The organism is Thermus tengchongensis (assembly GCF_021462405.1).
Lineage (GTDB): Bacteria > Deinococcota > Deinococci > Deinococcales > Thermaceae > Thermus > Thermus tengchongensis.
On the sequence record NZ_JAKEDU010000010.1, the window covers coordinates 1 to 15,897 of the forward strand.

Here is a 15,897-nt window from a genome sequence, read left to right on the forward strand (position 1 = left end):
GAAAAGGGCCGCCGNGATGAAGGGTGCCATGCACCAGACGGCCCAAGCTCTACTCTGGACCCTCCTAGCCCTCCTGCCAACCCCCCACCTCCGGGAGTCCCTCAAAGCCCTGCTCTATCTCCTCCTCACCGGCCACGGCAAAGCCAGGCCCCAGCACAGCAAGACCAAGTCCCCCTCTTGCTTACGCAAATCTGTTTGCCCTACGGGCAAAGCAACCGCCCTCTCCCGCTTCCTCAACCGCTATCCCTGGCCCACCCGCACCCTCATCCGCCTGGCCCATCAAGAAGCCCAAGAGGCCCTGCACCGGACCAGGCCCAAGCGGGGGCCCAAGCCCAGGCTCCTGGTGGTCCTGGACCTGGTCACCCTGGAGAAGCGGGGCCTCTTCCCAGCCCTGCCCCTCGCCTTCTTCCACGGCCAGTGGGGGCTCCACCTGGTGGTGCTCTACCTGGTCCTGGGAGAGCTGCGCATCCCCTGGGCCTACCGGGTGTGGCGGGGGGAGGGGGGGAAGACGCTTTTCCTCCTNGGATCCCACATTCCGCACCCCTCTCACTCCAGGAGGTAATATCGCTCCACCCTCAAGAGGCGCACCACCCGCTCGTGATGGGGCTTGAGGTTCAGCACCGCCACCCGTCCTTCCAGGACCACCAGACGCAACCAGGTCACGGGCGTAGCCCGTATCTCGCAGAAGGGCTGGAACACCCACCGCAAGGTGGGCCTCGCCGTGGGCTTCCCCTTCTGGCCCGGCACCCCCTCCCCCTCAAGCCTCCGCCGCAGCTCCCACTCCCCCAGGGCGTACACCAACAGCGCCAGGGCCATCACCCCGCTCCACGTCCCGCTCCACCCCCGCCCAAAGGCGGTACCCCACCCCCAAAGGGCTTTCCTCCTTCCGGGGGCGCCCCACCTTTTCCCTCCGCCGCTCCTCCCGCACCCCCAGGTACACCCGGCGGTGGTAGGCCAGTCCCCGGCTCGCCTCCTCCAAAGCCCGCCGGGCATCCCTCTCGCAGGCAAACCGCCGCGCCAAAAGCCTCCGCAGGACCTCCTCCCCAAGCAAGGCCTTGGCCTCCGGCAATGTGGCCGGCACCCGCAGGATCCAAGGCTTGCCGGTACCAGGACACCAGGTCCACCAGGGTCTTGCGGTCCGCAGCGTTCCCGTCCTCAGGGGGAAGAACAGGGGGATGCCCCCCGTGTCCGCGCACACCAGGCCCATCACCCCTCTCGTGCACGTGGAAGCTGGTGGTGTCCACGTGCAAGGCCCGCGCCAGGAAGGCAAAGGCCCGGTGGGCCTCCTTGGCCACCTCCGGGAAGAGCTCCGTCACGCATACAGGCTGTCCAGCATCCGCCCCATGCGGTCGTCGTTGAGGAGGTCCGGAGGGATACCAGTCCGACGCGGTCCAGGATGCCGGCCACCAGGCCCAGGTGGCCGAGGTCGTACACCTGCAGGTCGGGAGTCTCTGCCACCCCAAAATCCTACGGGAAGGTGGGAGGGGTGCAGAATGTGGGCTCAACGCGGGCTCCCCCTCCCAAGTTCGGCTTGCGCCCCGGCTGAGGAAGAGTCCCTCGTCCGTGCCGGTGAAGACACCCTTGGGGTCCTTCTGTTCATCAGAACCCGCTACTCCCAGAAGCCAACAAAACCGGAACCACAGGTACGGGCCGACCCCTAGTGGATCTCTTCCAGCTCCAGATCTATCTCCACGTCGACTCTGTCCTCCACCTCAAGGCCCAGAAGACGGGGTGGCTTTAAACGCCATTTCCCCAGGCTAAGGTAACCTTCCAGACTAAGGGAGACCTTTCCGGAATCCTCCTGCAGCGTACCGGATAAGGTCCATGGTCCTTTCTGACCGTTCAGGAAAAGATCGCCTACGACGGTAAGCCTGCCGGTTCTCAGCAAGGCTAGGCTTCGGGGAACAAAGCAAGCCTCAGGGTACCGTTCTACTCGGAACATCTTCCGGGTGTGCGCATCCCGAAGGGCGTTTCCAGAGTCCCACGCCGAGAGGTCCACACAGAGTTTTCCCCCGAGCACGCCAGCTTGGGATAGCGTCACCGCCCCCGAGATCGCCTTGTTTCTCCCCGTCCATGCGCTCAGTACGGTCCGGGCCCGATAGGTCACCTCGCCCCAGGAAACCCGATATGTGGCAGGTTTGAGGTTAAGGGCAAAAACCGGTATTAGTGCCAGCAACAGGCCTAGAGCTAGTCGCATGGTGGCCTCGGAAGGGTATTGAGGAGGATCCCCCGCTCCCGGAACATATCGTTTGGCGTAGCCCTGGGGGATCTGTAGCGCTTCACTTCCCCTGCGGTAAAGGCTGGATAAGGGCGATGGAGTAGGCGCAAGAGGTCATTCAGGATGAGGGCAACAGTCTCGTCGTCTAGAAAGGCACCAAAAGAAGGCATATAGCGGGTACCCCTGTAGATTGCCCCTTCCACCTCGATGGGACCTACGAGCCCGTAGAGGATTACACGGGTCGCGTACCTGCGGCCCTCGACACGGCAGAGGTACCCACCCAGGGGTTGGAGGGGGGGATAAAGACTGGGGACTCCCTGGGCGTTTGGCAGGTGGCAACTCCCGCAATATCCATGGTAGAAGGCCTGGCTCCAGGCCAAGCCAAGAGCAACCAGTAGCGCCAAAAGTCTCATGGCTTGATGATGCCCATGCTCCGTAGTTTTTGTAAAATCGCCTCCCGGACGGGAGAAACTTCCAAGAGGGGGGCTTTTCTCCGGAGCTGAGTAACTTCCTCTGGGGAGTAAGGCCGGAAATCCTTGGGAAGCTGCTCAGGGCTGAACGTCCGTAGAATCCAGTTCGTCACCTCGGCGAGCTCGGCATCGGATAAGGAAGAATTGGCGACCCCCGGCACTTGGATCAGAAAAGCCCGCCCTTCAGGGATGTACACGAAGTAACCCACGAAGCCCCGTAGGGTCGGTACCCTTCCGGGAATCCCTTCCCCTTTCGACCCGTGGCATCCCATGCAGTGCAGGAGGTAGAGCTTCTCCGGGCTAAGGGCTAGACTAGTGGACATTCCCACCAGGAGAAGGACGGCGGTGTATGCCCACCTGTGCATCTTTCTCATCCCCCTCAGGGAACGGGGAGTCCCTTCTGCTGTAGCTTAGCGACCAGCATTTCCCTCAAGCGCCTCAGTTCGGCCGGGGTTTTCTTGTCTTTGACAAACCCCTGCACCTCCTCCGGGGTAAAGCGCCTGAAGCCGCCCGGAAGGTAGCCGGCGTTTAACGCAAGAAGGTGGTTGAGGAGATCTGCCCGCTCCGCTACCGATAAGCCCGGGTAGGCGAGCATGACCCCGTTGTACTCCACCCCCCCGGAGCGTATGGGCCCGGACAGACCGTAGGTCGTGACCCAGACGAGGTAAGCCCGGGCTTCCTCTAGGGCGAGCAACCGTCCCAGGCTACCCGCCAAAGGAGGGTACACCCCGGGATGCCCTTCCCCCTTCGCACCGTGGCAGACAGCACAACGGCTCTGGTAGATGGCCTCCCCCTGGGCAAGGCTCCAAGAAAGGGCTAGCAAGGTGCCCGCCACCAAGAACCACTTCATCCTTCGGCTACCCCTACGATGGCTGCCCCGGAGCAGTGGTAGATGAGGCTCGGTGCCCCCAAGCACCAAACGATGTCGTTGTTGAGCTGAGGTCGGTAGACAGGGAGTTCCCCCTCGAGATTGAGGCAGGCGCACCGGCCGCAACTGTCCTTGCCACAGCAATCACGGTAGGCGATGATGTAGCGTTTCCCGTCTGCCGGGTTGAGGCAGGTGCCCACCCAGGCAGTGGGGGAAGGGACCGTACCCGGGGGGCAGGTGGAAGGCGTACCCCCGCAGCAGGAGCACAGGTAACCGTCGATGGCGCAGTACCGCCAGTAGTCGCAGCGGGTGGGGTCCCCAGGATCGGCGGCCTCCGCCCGGGCCACGCGAGCCACGGGCAACAGGGGCACGGCGAAACCCCCTACCAGAATCCGGGCCAACCAGGCGAGCACCCCTCGCCTGGGTATACGACCGGCAAGCCCCCGAGTCCAGGTTTCTACCCAACGGTCTAGACTTTCCATCTCTTACCTCCTTCCGCCAGAAAGTCTTGTATCGAAGCCACGCCCAGCCGGTAGGCCTCCACCAGGCTTTCCAAATGTTCCCGGCTGTTTACCAATCCCTTTGCCCGAATAGCTCCCTCTCGGTCGATGAGGACAGCGTAGGGGATTTTCCCGATCCGGTAGCTTCGCCCCACCTCTGGGGCGTTGATCACGGTGTGCTCTCCAAGGCCGTTAGCTTCGGCGAAGCGTTTCAAGGCCTCTGGAGACTCGTCGCCCACCACGACCAGGTCCAAACCCTCTTCCCTCGCAAGGGCTTTGGCAATGGGCAGGACCTTTTTGCATACGGGACAGGTGGAGGATGCGAAGAGCAGAAGGGTCGCCCGGTCCCGTTTGCCCCCGAGGCGCACAGGGCGACCGAGGATGTCGGGGAGTTCGAAGAGTGGAGCCGGCTCCCCCACCTTGGGGCCCTGGTCCAGCATCAAGGCCCCGAGGGGGGCTATCCGTTCATGGAGGATCCCTATCTGCCGGGCTAGGGCAAACAGGAGCAGGCTCAGGGCGACGACCGCGATCCAGAGGAGAACTGTCGACACATAAAGCAGGGTCATCAGGACCTCCTCAGTTCGTAAAGCCGCACCGCGTTGGCCAAAAGAAGGCTTAGGCCCAGATAGGCAAACAGAACGAAGAGGCTCCCCAGCCCTACCACCACCAGGTCCGCTGCCGTTAGGGGCCGGGGTGTAGCAGGTAGTAAGGTCGGCACGGCCAGAAGCCCGAGAAGGCCATTGCGTAGGAAAAGCCACGGACTTAGGGGTTCTTCAATCCCGCCGAGGCACCCGCAATTAAAGCCCCCCCCTTGCCCTAACCCCCAGAAGATAGCCATGCTGAAAAGGGCCAGGAGGCCCAAGATCAACAGCCCCCCTTTCTCCGGCCGCACCAGGAGAAGCAGGGCTCCCAAAAGCTCCAGTGAGGGGACGGCAACGCTAACGGGTGCTTCCAGGGATGCCGGAAGCAACCGGTAGTGGCGTAGGCCCTGACGAAAAGCCTCGCGGTCGAGGAGCTTGCTCAGTCCTGAGAGTAGGAAAATGAGCCCAAGGCCCAGCCGGGGAATCCATTGAACCAGTGGGTCTATCACGGGTTACCTCCCGATGAGGACGAGTGGCGAAATGCCGATTTCGTCGATCCGGCCCTGGTACCGGCCGGAGAAAGCCCCGTAAACTTGGACAAATCCGTGTTCCGAAAGAGCAAAGAGGAGCGGACGCCCATCCTGGGTCACATAGATGGAGTTCGCGGGCTCCACGAGCCGAATCCGGTCCACCCGCCGTCCTTCCCGCAGACTGATTACCCACACCTCTTCCCCGGGGTACTTGTGGGTCCAATCTCCGCCTCTGTGGACGAGCACATAAAGGAAGCCATTCGGGTGAACGGACAAAAGCTGCCATCCTCCGGGTCGGAACCCCTCCTCGGGGAGGGCAAAGGTACGCAAGAGACGGGGTGGGACTCCACTTCCGTCAATCTCGTAGACCTTTCCCTTGTAGGAGACTAAGTACAAACGGTTTCCAAGGGTAACCGCGTGCTCAAACACGGGGTCTTCATCCGGGTTAAAGATCTGGGAGCTACGGTTCAGGGATCTGACCCGTCCGTTGTCATCCAGGCTCACACCTAGCAAGGCACCATCAGCACAAATCATGACGAATTGTCGAGGACCTATAGGGTAAACAAGGGCGCATCCCGGAGTCTCGATCTCGCCAATGAACCGGCGGGCTCTCAGGTCCACCACGCTGACGGACTGCCCAGGAGTGTAGTTGTAGACAAGGAGAAACCGGCCATCTGTGGTTAAGCCCGTGACGTTCCTCTTGGTGACTACCAGGAACCGCTTCGCAGGAATAGGAATTTCCCCTAGGGGAAGAAGTGTTTTCGCATCGTAAATGGTAACCACATCCGTTCTTTCGCCCCGGGTGAGACGCGAGTGGAAGGTTTCTATGGCATAGATCTCTTTGCCGTCAGGGGAGACCTCCAGGTTGGCGAGATACCCCATACTGATCATGCCAAGCATGTCCAGCCTATCCCCATCCAGAAGGGTCGCTTTGTTGGCAGTCAGATAGGGAAAATTAGAGTCCAACACAAAGACCCAGTGGGGTTGCCAAGCCGGTAAGGTGGCGGTGGAAGAGGTCTCGGGGGGCAGCTGGGCCAGAGCGAGGTTGAAGAGGGAAAGGAATAAGGTCAAGGTCAGTAACCGCATGGTTCACCTCGGAGATGTCCTCAAGAGGTGGATGAATTCACGTAGGATTGCCGGATTGTCCGGCCAAGCCCTTCCCGTGACCAGGTTGCCGTCCACTACTACCTCCTGGTCTACAAAAGTACCTCCCGCAACCTCCACGTCCGGTTTAAGAGCCCAATAGGCAGCCAGCTTCCTACCCTTGACCACCCCAGCGGCTATCAAGACTAAGGGACCGTGGCACAGGGTGCCCACCGGTTTCTCTGCTTCGAAGAAGTGCCTGACGATGTCCAAAGCCCCTGCTTCGTTGCGAATCCACTCCGGGGCACGCCCACCCGTTATGTAAAGTCCATCGTAGGTTTGCGGGTCTACTTCGCTGAAAGCCAAGTCCGCCGATACCCGGTATCCTGGCTTTTCAGTGTAGGTGTCCATGTGGGGTTCGAAGTCGTGGACCACAGTTTGGAAGACCTTCTTCTTGGGGGCTGCCACATGGACAGTGAACCCCTCTTCCTTTAAGCGCTGAAGAGGGTACATGGTCTCCAGAGCCTCCGCCGCATCTCCGGCCAACAGGAGCACCTTTTTAGACATGCTGCACCTCCTTGGGAATCTGCCTGCGGAGCCAGTCCGCAAGCTTATCCCCTTCCGCCAGAAACCGACCCGAGGGTAGGGCCAAACCGAGTGCAAGGATGGCTCCGTTGTTCACCCGTATCGGTACGGCAACGCAACACACCCCCTGTTGGTATTCTTCTACGTCAAAGGCCACACCTTCAGACCGTATTCGCTCCAACTCGACGTACAGTTCGTTCCAGGAAAGGGTATTAGGAGTGAAGCGCGGTAGAGGATGTGGAAGAAGTTCCTTTACGCTAGATCCAAGAAAGGCAACCACGGCCTTGCCCACAGCCAGCGCATGGGCCGCCCTGTTTAAGCGGCGGCCTAAACCTGCAGGGCCTACCTGTCCCTGGTGGCCAAAGGTGGCTTCCAGGCAGATGGCTTGACCCCTAAGCGAAACCACATAGCTTCGGCATTTGCTGAGCAGATTAGCCTCGCGGGCAACGTTCTTGAGCTCGCCAACTAGGTTACTGAGGAGGGAGGTTTTGGGCACATAAACACCGCCCTCTAAGCGGAGGGCGAAGTCTTCCTGACATAAAGAATTCAAGAGGTAATAAGCGGTATAAAGGCTTTTCCCCAGCTTAAGAGCCACCTCTTTCGCGGTCAACCCCTCGGGGTGCTCATACAGGAACCTGAGTACCCTAAGGACTTCTTGAGCAGTGGAAAGGGTGCGGCCTCCAGCCACCTCTACCCCCAACGCTGTACCTTGGCTCTTAAACTAGACGGAAAGCCAAGGGGTGTCAACCGGCGATACCCTCCAGGTTTTGCATATTCTGCAACAGAAGGCCGTCTCTTGTTCCTCAGTCCCAGCTGGGTACCCACGCTTCCCCGGCCTGCGTCCCCAGCACCCGGAGGCTCGGGAAGCCCTGGAGCGGGCCAGGGCAAGGCATGGCCCCAAGCCCAGGCTTCCAGGGGTCCTGGACTCGGTCACCAAAGTGGGGGCTTGCCTAGTAAATCGCCTTGTAGCCCCCCTGAGGAGGAAGCAGGGTGAGCAAAATCCGCAGGCCATAGGCGAGGAACTCCATAAAGGCCCGCCACATGGCCGCAAAAGGCTTCCTTTGGCAAATAACCCCTCCGCAAACGCGTCTTCATCCCCCCAAACACCCCCTCCACCACCCCTCGCCTCCGGTACACCTCCCCGTCCCACCTCGCCGCCACCTCCCGCCGCACCTCTCCCCCTCCCCGCAACCGGATCAAGGGCCACACCCCAAGCCCCCGCACCACCTCCCATACCTCCCTCCCGTCAAAGCCCGCGTCCCCCAAAAGCACCCCTCCCCCCAGCCCAAACCGCAGGAGCACCCCCGCCCCAAGCCTCGGGTCAGGGGCATACGCCCGCCCCACCCCGCCCAAGGGGCCAAAAGCTTCTGCCCCCTCCTCCACTGCACCAAGGCCAAAAGCCGACTGTACCCCCGCATCCGCCGTTCCTCCTGCCCCCTGCGCCAACGCAGCACCGTGTCTTTGCTGCGGTACGCCAAACCCGTGCTGTCCATCAGGAAAAGGGGGGCTCCCCTTCCTCTTGGGGAAGCCGGGCTTCCACCTCCCGCACCCGCCGTTCCAGCAGCGCCTGCGGCACCCCTTCCGGGTGTTTCTGGGCGTAGGCGGCCAGGGCCTGGTGAGAGGGGAAGGGAGTCTGCAGGAGGTCCTGTAGTGGGCCTCTGTGGCCCGGTAGGTGAGGCCGTAGAAGGCGCGGAAGAGGAGCAGGGCCAGGTACAGGGCGTGGGTGTAGCGCCAAGGTCTGCCGCGGTGCCCTTTGGAGGTGGGGCCACCTCTTGGGCCAGGTACTGGCAGAGTTCCAGGACTTCCTTGGGTCTCGGTTCCCTTCGGACCAAGCCGCGCTTGCCCATCTCGGGCAATGCATAACTCAAAAGGGCTTACAAGGCAAGCTCTGCTACGCTTGCTGGTGAAGCGGCTGGCGAGGGCCGCGTGAGGAGCGGCGGAGAGCTTTCACAACAGCCTCTAGGTCCGGCCGAACACCTCCCTCGCCCGCCCCAAAGCCACCAGGGCCATGCGGGTTTCCTCCCAAACCCATAGGAGCTCTTCCCTAAGATCCTTGCGGGCCTCGGGGTCGTAGAGCATGAGCTTAACCTACCACCCCATGCTTCCGCAGGGCCCAGGCCACCCGGTCCGCCTTCGCCAGAGGCGGCAAGCCCTCCAGGCGCAGGAGCAACACCCCGGTGCCGAGGAACCCTTGGCGGAAGACCAGCTCACCAAGGTCCTCGTCCGTGGTGAGGAGCAGGGCCCCTTCCCCCCGGGCCAGGGCCAGAACCTCAGGGTCTTTCATCCCCGGGCGCATCTCCAGGACCAGGGCCGCTTCCGGTGTGGGAAAAGGGGCCTCACCCCGCCAAGCCCTCAGGGCGGGGATGCCAATGGCCGTGGCCAGGGCCAGGGTGCCTACCAGGAGGTTCTTCATCTTCACCTCCTGCCCCTTCCCGGGGGGCCGCTAGGCCCCCCTGTCTTCCTCCTCAAAGAGGGAGAGGGGCCAGGGAAGTTTCCCTTGCCACGCCTCCTGCGGCCAATCCTCCTCGGAAGGGGGGCGCATGACCCCGAGCTCCTCCAGGGCCCCCACCAGGAGGGCCAGGACCAGGAGGGGTGCCCCCAAAAGGGCCATGAGGATCAGGAACTCCATCGTCCCCTTCGCTCCAGCCCCCTCAGGACCCGTCGCACCCGCCGCTCTCGCCGCCTTGTGTGGAGGGCCTCGAGGCCCATCCAGGGGGGGAGGGCTTCCCCCTTCCGCCGCGCCGCCATCTCCAAAGCCGCAAGTCTTCCCCGCAAGCTCATCGCCCACCTCTAAAGGGAAGGGGCCCTGGGCCAAACCCCGGGCCGCTATCCTCTCTTCCTTCAGGCCACGGGCCGCTCCCCGGGCCGGGCCTCCCCTACCCGGTAGCGCTCCCGGAACGCCGTTTTGCGGTTGACGATCCCTAGGTGGGAGCGCTCCCCGTAGCCCCCACAATCAGGGCCAAGGTGCTCTTCCCCGACCCCGATTTGCCGATGACGAGGGTGGGGAAGGTTGGCCTACCGCTTGTAAGGAGAAAGGAGTTTCAAAAAGCTGCTGAGGCCGATAATCCTTGTGCCCGCCACCTTTTTGAGCTTGAGGAGATCGTCCTTGTCCCCTGTCACCTAATCGGCCTCTCCAGCCAGGGCGATTCCTAGGATGATGTTGTCGTCAGGATCGGGAGAGTGCTTCACCCCAGGTTGGGGCTTAACCATCAGCGCAGCTTCCCGGAAGCGATTGATGAAAGTACCCACCTCCGCCCGCCTCAAAACGCCAGGGAACTTCTCCCGAAGAACGCGCTTCAGCTCAGCGACTTGCTCTTTGGAGGAGAGGATGTCGAAAGCCTCCTTTTCTAAGCCGAAGTGGAGCACCAGGCGATAAGCTTTACCCTTGGTAAGCAGGGCAGCGATGAGGACGTTGGTATCAAGAACGACCTTCAAGACGGGCGAAAACCTCTTCCTCTGTCAAACCAGAGCGCCCAGCCACCTGGCGCATGAACTCCGCCAGCTCCCGCTTAGCCTTTTTCCGGCGAGCTTCCTCTCGCAGCAAGGCTTGGAGGCGGCGGGCCCAACCAGGGCCGTAGGCCTGCTTAAAGCGTTCAGTCTCCTTTTCCAAGGCAGCAGGCAAGGGCATACCTCCATTCTAGGGCTTACCGTTCCCGAAGCACCCGCCACATCACCCACCCGGCCTAAGCGGCCAAGGTGAAGGCCGCCACTGCCTGGGGGATCTCGCACTTAGGCCCCCCTCGGCCACCTCACGGCTTCAGCTCCTCAGCACCTTCTCCAGGTCTGCCCTTTTGGGAAGGCCAGGAGGCGGGCTTCCGGCCAGCGCTCGCAGAAGAAGAGGCCCAGGAAGCCCCGAGTTGGGGTGATGGAGCCCAGGACCAGGGTCATGCGGTCGGTGGCCTCGGGCTCTTCCAGAAGGGCCTCCACCTCCAGGGGCATGAGCCGGAGGCTTCTCCCTCCATGAACCTCCTCGAGGGCCCTCCTGAGCCCCGGGCTTCCCACCCGGTCCGCCCGCACCATGTGGCCTGCCAGGTACTTGGCCAGCAGGGCGGCGAAACCGTGCCCCCTGGCCTCAGCGTCCCGCCATAGCCCCGTCAGGGCGCTCAGGTCGTCCAGGCGGAAAAGCCCCACCGCTGGGGAAGCCTCCCCTCCCGGCAGGGCCTCCAGGGGCACGGCTACCCAATCCACACCGCTCTCCCCTCGTCATCCAGCAGGGCCGCCCGCAAGGGCTTCACCGCCCCCTCGCCCAGGACCAGGTAGCCGTAGAGGGGCTCGTACTCCTGGCTCAGGGCGATCACCTCCCCCTTGGGCAGGAAGTGGGAGAGGAGGAGGGCTTCTTCCTCTGTGCCCCCGTTGTAAACGCTTCCCAGGTGGAGGTAGCCGTCCCCGTCCAGGTAGGCCCCGGGGGCGTTCAGGAAAGCCCCCACCCCTTCAGGGGTGAAGGCCTCTGCTAGGTGGGGAAGCTCCCGCTTGAGAAGGTCGGCGAAAGCCTCCCGGCTCAGCAGGAGGTTTTCCTCCCGGAGCTTGAGGATCCTCCGCACGTCCTCCAGGCGCTCCGGGCGCACCTCGAGGGCCTCCAGGTAGACCGCCTCATACCCCATGTTCTTCCTCCACCTGCAGGGCCACCATCCGCTCCCCAAAACGCTCCAGGAGGTCCTCAAAGTCTTCCAGGCTCCGGGCTTCCTCTTCCGTCAGAACGACGATGTGCGTGATGGGGTTGTAGTCCTTGGTGTCCACGTTCACTCCGTACACGAACCGCCTCATCCCTTACCTCCGCACCAGGTAGTAGCCCCCCGTGGGGCTCTTCCGGGCCAGGCCCTCCTCCTTGAGCCAGGTCCTCAGGCTCTCCCGTATCTCCTCCAGGGCCTTAGGCAGGTAGCCCTCGTACTCCTGTTCCGCCTGGAGGTTCATTTGGGGTAGAGGCCCCAAAGAGGAGGTTGAGGAGGGCCACCGCCTGCTCGGGGGTGAGTTTGAGCTCCTTCATCCCGCCTCCTTTCACCCTGGACCGGGGGGCCTTCAGGCCCCCCTGCCCTAGGCCGCCTGGAGCTCAGCGAAAAGGGGAATGCGCTTATCTCCCCTAGCCCCCTCCCGGGCCGCCTCCCGCCAAGCCTCGGGCAGGGGCAGGGAGAGAAGGGTTTGGGCCAGGATGGGATCGGCCCGGAGCCTCCGGGCCACCAGGGCTCCGGCCCTCCGCCCCTCCCGCCCTCGCAAAAGCTCCTGGAAGAGCCTGCTCCTCAGGAAGGGGAGGCCGAAGAGGGCCTCTTCCAGGAGCCCCTGCAGGATGCGGCTAGCCCTTCCCTCCGGTGTCTTGGGCAGCACAGAAGCCTCCCTCACCTGGGCCTCCCGTGTCTTCCCGGGTGGCCGCTGGGACCTCTGAGCCTATCCCTAGCCCCCTCAAGCGTCCAAGAGAAAGGCCTCCACCTGGGCGTACTCCCTCTGGGCTGTGGTCCAAAGCGCTTTGCCTTCCGCCATGGGATCGTACCGGGCCTGCCAGCTCAGCCCCAAGAGGCGCTCGTAGGCCTTGCGCACCTGCCGGGGAAGCCCTGCCCGCTTTAGAAGGCTCTGGGCCTGGGCGTAGCTCTGAGGGATGGGGGCTTGGGGCAAGCGCTCCAGGGCCCAAGCCAGGAGAGCGTGGTGTACCGCATAGAAGAGCACCACCGCTGCCCAGCGGGGGCTTTTCTCCGAAAGGGCAAAGGCCAGGGCCAGGTCTTCCCCAGCCCTGACCCGCCGCGCTTCCGCCTCAGTCATGGGGCACGAGGATCACCGCTACTCCCAGGTCCAACTCGTCCTCCAAGTCCAGGAAGGCCTCCTGGAGGTGATCGATCTCCTCCGGGGAAACCTCCCGCCCGTAGAAGGCGATCCCTTCCACCCCGGGCAGGGGCTCCCCGCTGAGGCTTCTGAGGCTCCACCTCCGCACCACCCCCCGGGCCTGGGCCTCCTCCAGGAGGGCCTCCCCCCGGCGGGCCGCCTCCAGCACCTTGGGGGGCAAGGTGGCCTGCATCCCCTTCATGCTACCTCGCTCCGCCGCGGCTTGAAAGGTGGCGTACCCAGGCACCACCACGGTGAGCCCTTCCCAGAGGTCAGCTTGGTCACGGGCGCAGCCCGTATCTTGCGGAGTCCGCTGGTTTCCAGGAAGAGCACGCCTATCTTCAGGGCTTCCTTGAGGTAGTCCGTGGTGGCCTTGCCCTCCCGGGGCACCACGGGTTCGGGCAAACGGGGCTTTCCAGGCTTGCGCGGGAGCAGGACCACGAAGCCGTCGGCCCTGAGGTCCCTGAAGGGGGTTGTACCCGCTTTGACCACCTTAGCCATCCTGACCAGAGTCCACAAGAAAAAGGAGCGGCCCCGGGAGAACCCGTTTCCCCCAGCCCCGAGGGCACCTTGCCACCTCTCGCCGGGGGGCCACCAGGCCCTCTGGGCCCTTGACAGCGGGTTCGCATATTTGCGAATATAGGTACGGGTCCTCGAGGGTTCCATCCCCAAGAGGCTTCAGTTTGGAGGGGAGGTCGCTATTAGCGGAAAGCTTGTGCCTCCTAAGTACCGCGAGCTTCGGCGCTGGCTTCGGCAAGCGGGCTTTGAACTCCAGCCCGGAAGGGGCAAAGGCGACCATGAGGTGTGGAAGCACCCGGATGGGCGCCTGGTGATCCTGGATCCTGGCAAGGATCCACCTCCCCTAGGCACCTTCAAGAAAATGCTTCGGGATGCCGGGTTGCCCGAAGAACCCTTCCAGGAGCGGGGTAAGGCGAGGAAGCAAAGGGGTTGAAGCGGGGCGCTGACCCCGGGAAGGAACGGCGATGAAAGGTTATCCCTGCTACTTGGAAAGGGACGGGGAGGGCAGGTGGGCAGGCTTTGCCCTGGACCTGCCCGTTTACGCCTGGGGCAAGGCCACTCCGGAGGAGGTGGAGCGGAGCCTGGCCAAGGGCCTGGCCCTGGCCCTCCTGGCGTTCCAGGAGGAGGGCAGGCCTCTCCCCCCTCCCGGCCGTCCCCTGACCCCTGAGGAGGAGGGGGAGAGGGACCGGGAAGGCTACCTCCTGGTCTACGTGGAGCCCCACCCCGTCAACCCCACGAGCCTGGAGCTCCGCAGGGCCCTCAAGGCCAGCGGCCTCACCGCCCGGGAAGTGGCGAAGCGCATGGGCACCACCCCTTCCGCCCTTTCCCGCCTCCTCGATCCCTTTTACTTCGGCCACAGCCTGGAGAGCCTGCGCCGCTTCGCCCAAGCCCTGGGCGGCGAAGTGCGGGTCCAGGTGGTAGCCCGGGGGGAAGGCTAGGTGGCCCCCACCCGGTAGGCCCCCATCCCCAGGTGGGCGGCCCTCAGGGCCGGGCGGGGAAGGTGAACCTCCCTCAGCACCCTGTAAGGTCCCCGGAAGGGCCAGCCGGGGAGAAAGGCCTCGAGGCGCTCCAGGTGGGGCGGGAGGGGCTTGCCCTCGGCCATGGCCTTCAGGCTCCGCTCGAAGAGGAAGCGCCTTCCCTGGCCGTCCTGGACCATCCCGTCCCCCCCGTGCGCCGTGGCCCGGAAGACAAGCCCCGCATCCTCCAAAAGGAGGGCGTAGTCCCTCTCCCTGGCCCGCCCGCTTACCCCAAGGGGCTCCCCCCCTCGGAAGGCGACGGCGAAGCTCCCGGCGATTTGGGCGTAGGCCTTGAGCCGTTCGCTGGCCTGCATGAGGTCTGGAGTCGTCCCTTCCATAGCGTCCGCCACCGGGGGGCACCCGTGCCCCCTGGCTTTGGGGCTGGGGTGGGGAGTTCCCCCTGGACCTCGAGGCCCCCAGGAGGGCCCCGGGGTCAGGGCCTGGGGGGGAGGGCCTCGAGGGGGGCGGGGAAGAAGCCTACCCACCCCTTGGCGGATGGCTCTTCAGGTAAGCTCACCCCCCGGGCCGAGCGCTACAAAAGCCTGCTCACCCCACGGGGCGGGCAAACCAAAAGCGTGCTCGCCCGCGGGAGCGTGCATAGCAAAGGTGACGGGATTTTGGGGAAAGTAGGGGTAATCGGGCAACACTTGCAAGCATCACCCCCGGGGGTGATCGCAACCGGGCAGAAAAGCGAAAACCCCGGAAGGATAAGGGCGTCCTTCCAGAGCTACAAGGTTGGAAGGCGCTACTCCAGCACTACCTGGGGCTCAAAGCCCGCCCAGGTGGCCGCGGCCAGGATCTGCCCCAGGGTAGCACCCCGCACCCTGAGGGCCGGGTGGGTCCAGTCATGATCATCCCCCCTTATCTGGGGAGCGGGGAAAGAGGGGGGTTGATGCCCTTTAAGACTTGGCCTTATTCTACCCTTTAGGCGGCAAGCGGTCCGCAGAAGCTCAGAAGTGCACCGTAATGAAATCCCGCCCAAGCTCCACAAAGGTGTGGGCTTCCATGAGGGAAGCCAGGGTAGGCAGGTTGCGCAAGAAAAGCCCTTCCAGGTCGCGGTTGCGGATATTGCCGGTGGAGATAAGCAGGAGCTTGTAGGGCTCCTTCCGGAGGAAAAGGTCCTGAACAAAGTCCCCGTCCTTGGTGACCACCACCCGCCGCTCCCGGAGGGAAAGGGCGCATATCTCCCGGTCTGGCGTGGCATTGCCTAGGGGAAGCTCGCTGGTGTGCACAGCATCGTAGCCCACTTCCCGCAAACGGCCCACCCGCCGGAGGGGAAGGTGGGCGTCCACCAGAAAGCGCAAGGGCTCCTTCACGCCACCCTTAGGACGGTCTTCACCTCGGCCAGCTTGGCGGCGTAGAGGAGAACCGCCTGGAGATCCTCGGGTTCCAGGTCAGGGTAGTCTGCCAGGATCTCCTCCGGGGTCATGCCCGAGGCCAGGAGTTCCAGGAGCACCTTCACCGGGTAGCGCAACCCCCGCACCGTGGGCTGTCCATGGTTGACCTCGGGGTCCACGGTGATGCGGGCTAGAAGCTCGGCCTGCTCCATGGCCTCATGATACCGGGGCGAAGCACGGAATTGTGGTCAGGAGGTGCGGGCCTGCCGCAGTGCCCTCTGAGGTGGGTGGGGCCACCTCTTGGGCCAGGTCAGGCGGAGCCCCAGGACTTCTTTGGGCCTCAGTTTTCTCCAGACGAAGCCGTGCTTGCCCATATCGGGGA

General features: G+C 63.6%; 26 protein-coding genes and 4 pseudogenes. 3 read left to right on the forward strand and 27 right to left on the reverse strand.

Annotated elements, in window-relative coordinates; translation table 11 throughout:
- Positions 1–28: 28 nt before the first annotated feature.
- Positions 29–520: pseudogene (locus L1087_RS10575) on the forward strand (transposase); the annotation flags it as partial.
- 26 nt (positions 521–546) lie between these two features.
- Here L1087_RS10575 and L1087_RS10580 read toward each other — a convergent pair.
- The 24 genes and pseudogenes from L1087_RS10580 to L1087_RS10690 all read right to left on the reverse strand — a co-directional run.
- A pseudogene (locus L1087_RS10580) lies at positions 547–1,316 on the reverse strand (hypothetical protein); the annotation flags it as partial.
- 341 nt (positions 1,317–1,657) lie between these two features.
- Positions 1,658–2,197, reverse strand: coding sequence for a YceI family protein (locus L1087_RS10585; protein ID WP_234558864.1), 540 nt, complete (start codon positions 2,195–2,197; stop codon positions 1,658–1,660).
- A 430-nt stretch (positions 2,198–2,627) separates the two neighbouring features.
- A complete protein-coding gene (locus tag L1087_RS10590; protein ID WP_234558866.1) occupies positions 2,628–3,053 on the reverse strand; it encodes a c-type cytochrome in 426 nt (141 codons plus the stop codon).
- Positions 3,054–3,067: 14 nt separating this feature from the next.
- Positions 3,068–3,538 (reverse strand): c-type cytochrome, encoded by a 471-nt coding sequence (locus L1087_RS10595; protein WP_234558867.1) that lies wholly within the window; start codon positions 3,536–3,538, stop codon positions 3,068–3,070.
- Positions 3,535–3,969: a methylamine dehydrogenase light chain gene (locus L1087_RS10600; RefSeq protein ID WP_234558868.1), complete on the reverse strand. Its 435-nt coding sequence runs from the start codon at positions 3,967–3,969 to the stop codon at positions 3,535–3,537. Before L1087_RS10600 ends, L1087_RS10595 begins: the two co-directional genes overlap by 4 nt.
- Before the next feature lie 56 nt (positions 3,970–4,025).
- A complete protein-coding gene (mauD, locus tag L1087_RS10605; RefSeq protein ID WP_234558870.1) occupies positions 4,026–4,622 on the reverse strand; it encodes a methylamine dehydrogenase accessory protein MauD in 597 nt (198 codons plus the stop codon).
- 158 nt (positions 4,623–4,780) lie between these two features.
- Positions 4,781–5,146: pseudogene (locus L1087_RS13410) on the reverse strand (MauE/DoxX family redox-associated membrane protein); the annotation flags it as partial.
- 3 nt (positions 5,147–5,149) lie between these two features.
- The gene (locus tag L1087_RS10610) at positions 5,150–6,253 is read right to left on the reverse strand and encodes an amine dehydrogenase large subunit (protein ID WP_234558872.1); all 1,104 of its coding nucleotides are present in this window, start codon (positions 6,251–6,253) and stop codon (positions 5,150–5,152) included.
- A gap of 3 nt (positions 6,254–6,256) precedes the next feature.
- Complete coding sequence (locus tag L1087_RS10615; RefSeq protein WP_234558873.1) at positions 6,257–6,817, reverse strand: DJ-1/PfpI family protein; 561 nt, start codon at positions 6,815–6,817, stop codon at positions 6,257–6,259.
- The gene (locus L1087_RS10620) at positions 6,810–7,445 is read right to left on the reverse strand and encodes an IclR family transcriptional regulator domain-containing protein (RefSeq protein ID WP_234558874.1); all 636 of its coding nucleotides are present in this window, start codon (positions 7,443–7,445) and stop codon (positions 6,810–6,812) included. Before L1087_RS10620 ends, L1087_RS10615 begins: the two co-directional genes overlap by 8 nt.
- 340 nt (positions 7,446–7,785) lie before the next feature.
- Positions 7,786–8,404 (reverse strand): annotated as a pseudogene (locus tag L1087_RS10625) (transposase); the annotation flags it as partial.
- A 514-nt stretch (positions 8,405–8,918) separates the two neighbouring features.
- Positions 8,919–9,248 (reverse strand): DUF5615 family PIN-like protein, encoded by a 330-nt coding sequence (locus L1087_RS10630; protein WP_234558875.1) that lies wholly within the window; start codon positions 9,246–9,248, stop codon positions 8,919–8,921.
- 30 nt (positions 9,249–9,278) lie between these two features.
- A complete protein-coding gene (locus L1087_RS10635; RefSeq protein ID WP_234558876.1) occupies positions 9,279–9,464 on the reverse strand; it encodes a hypothetical protein in 186 nt (61 codons plus the stop codon).
- Positions 9,452–9,616 carry a hypothetical protein gene (locus L1087_RS10640; protein WP_234558877.1) on the reverse strand — a complete coding sequence of 55 codons (165 nt, stop codon included), beginning with the start codon at positions 9,614–9,616 and terminating at the stop codon, positions 9,452–9,454. The genes L1087_RS10635 and L1087_RS10640 overlap by 13 nt, the downstream gene beginning before the upstream one ends.
- A gap of 339 nt (positions 9,617–9,955) precedes the next feature.
- Positions 9,956–10,270 carry a putative toxin-antitoxin system toxin component, PIN family gene (locus tag L1087_RS10645; protein WP_234558878.1) on the reverse strand — a complete coding sequence of 105 codons (315 nt, stop codon included), beginning with the start codon at positions 10,268–10,270 and terminating at the stop codon, positions 9,956–9,958.
- Positions 10,254–10,463 (reverse strand): hypothetical protein, encoded by a 210-nt coding sequence (locus L1087_RS10650; RefSeq protein WP_234558879.1) that lies wholly within the window; start codon positions 10,461–10,463, stop codon positions 10,254–10,256. The genes L1087_RS10645 and L1087_RS10650 overlap by 17 nt, the downstream gene beginning before the upstream one ends.
- 137 nt (positions 10,464–10,600) lie before the next feature.
- Positions 10,601–11,023: a hypothetical protein gene (locus L1087_RS10655; protein WP_234558880.1), complete on the reverse strand. Its 423-nt coding sequence runs from the start codon at positions 11,021–11,023 to the stop codon at positions 10,601–10,603.
- Complete coding sequence (locus L1087_RS13230) at positions 11,011–11,436, reverse strand: hypothetical protein (protein ID WP_267964875.1); 426 nt, start codon at positions 11,434–11,436, stop codon at positions 11,011–11,013. The genes L1087_RS10655 and L1087_RS13230 overlap by 13 nt, the downstream gene beginning before the upstream one ends.
- Complete coding sequence (locus L1087_RS10665; RefSeq protein WP_234558881.1) at positions 11,426–11,599, reverse strand: hypothetical protein; 174 nt, start codon at positions 11,597–11,599, stop codon at positions 11,426–11,428. Before L1087_RS10665 ends, L1087_RS13230 begins: the two co-directional genes overlap by 11 nt.
- A 3-nt stretch (positions 11,600–11,602) precedes the next feature.
- Positions 11,603–11,746: a hypothetical protein gene (locus L1087_RS10670; protein ID WP_234558882.1), complete on the reverse strand. Its 144-nt coding sequence runs from the start codon at positions 11,744–11,746 to the stop codon at positions 11,603–11,605.
- A gap of 120 nt (positions 11,747–11,866) precedes the next feature.
- Entirely contained in the window at positions 11,867–12,169 is a 303-nt protein-coding gene (locus L1087_RS10675) for a hypothetical protein (RefSeq protein ID WP_234558884.1), read from the reverse strand.
- Between the two features lie 60 nt (positions 12,170–12,229).
- Positions 12,230–12,583 (reverse strand): hypothetical protein, encoded by a 354-nt coding sequence (locus tag L1087_RS10680; protein ID WP_234558885.1) that lies wholly within the window; start codon positions 12,581–12,583, stop codon positions 12,230–12,232.
- Positions 12,576–12,836 (reverse strand): hypothetical protein, encoded by a 261-nt coding sequence (locus L1087_RS10685; protein WP_234558886.1) that lies wholly within the window; start codon positions 12,834–12,836, stop codon positions 12,576–12,578. Before L1087_RS10685 ends, L1087_RS10680 begins: the two co-directional genes overlap by 8 nt.
- Positions 12,837–12,841: 5 nt before the next feature.
- Complete coding sequence (locus tag L1087_RS10690; protein WP_234558887.1) at positions 12,842–13,144, reverse strand: hypothetical protein; 303 nt, start codon at positions 13,142–13,144, stop codon at positions 12,842–12,844.
- 214 nt (positions 13,145–13,358) lie between these two features.
- On the opposite strand from L1087_RS10690, the gene L1087_RS10695 reads away from it, so the two are divergent.
- Both L1087_RS10695 and L1087_RS10700 read left to right on the forward strand, forming a co-directional pair.
- Positions 13,359–13,595, forward strand: coding sequence for a type II toxin-antitoxin system HicA family toxin (locus L1087_RS10695; protein WP_234558888.1), 237 nt, complete (start codon positions 13,359–13,361; stop codon positions 13,593–13,595).
- A 31-nt stretch (positions 13,596–13,626) separates the two neighbouring features.
- Positions 13,627–14,100, forward strand: coding sequence for a helix-turn-helix domain-containing protein (locus L1087_RS10700; RefSeq protein ID WP_234558889.1), 474 nt, complete (start codon positions 13,627–13,629; stop codon positions 14,098–14,100).
- Here the strand turns inward: L1087_RS10700 and L1087_RS10705 are convergent.
- From L1087_RS10705 to L1087_RS10715, 3 genes are all read right to left on the reverse strand, one after another.
- A complete protein-coding gene (locus L1087_RS10705) occupies positions 14,097–14,516 on the reverse strand; it encodes a hypothetical protein (protein ID WP_234558890.1) in 420 nt (139 codons plus the stop codon). The two genes, L1087_RS10700 and L1087_RS10705, sit on opposite strands and share 4 nt — an antisense overlap.
- A 612-nt stretch (positions 14,517–15,128) precedes the next feature.
- A complete protein-coding gene (locus L1087_RS10710) occupies positions 15,129–15,494 on the reverse strand; it encodes a DUF5615 family PIN-like protein (protein ID WP_234558891.1) in 366 nt (121 codons plus the stop codon).
- Complete coding sequence (locus L1087_RS10715; protein ID WP_038044097.1) at positions 15,491–15,727, reverse strand: DUF433 domain-containing protein; 237 nt, start codon at positions 15,725–15,727, stop codon at positions 15,491–15,493. The genes L1087_RS10710 and L1087_RS10715 overlap by 4 nt, the downstream gene beginning before the upstream one ends.
- Positions 15,728–15,897: the final 170 nt, after the last annotated feature.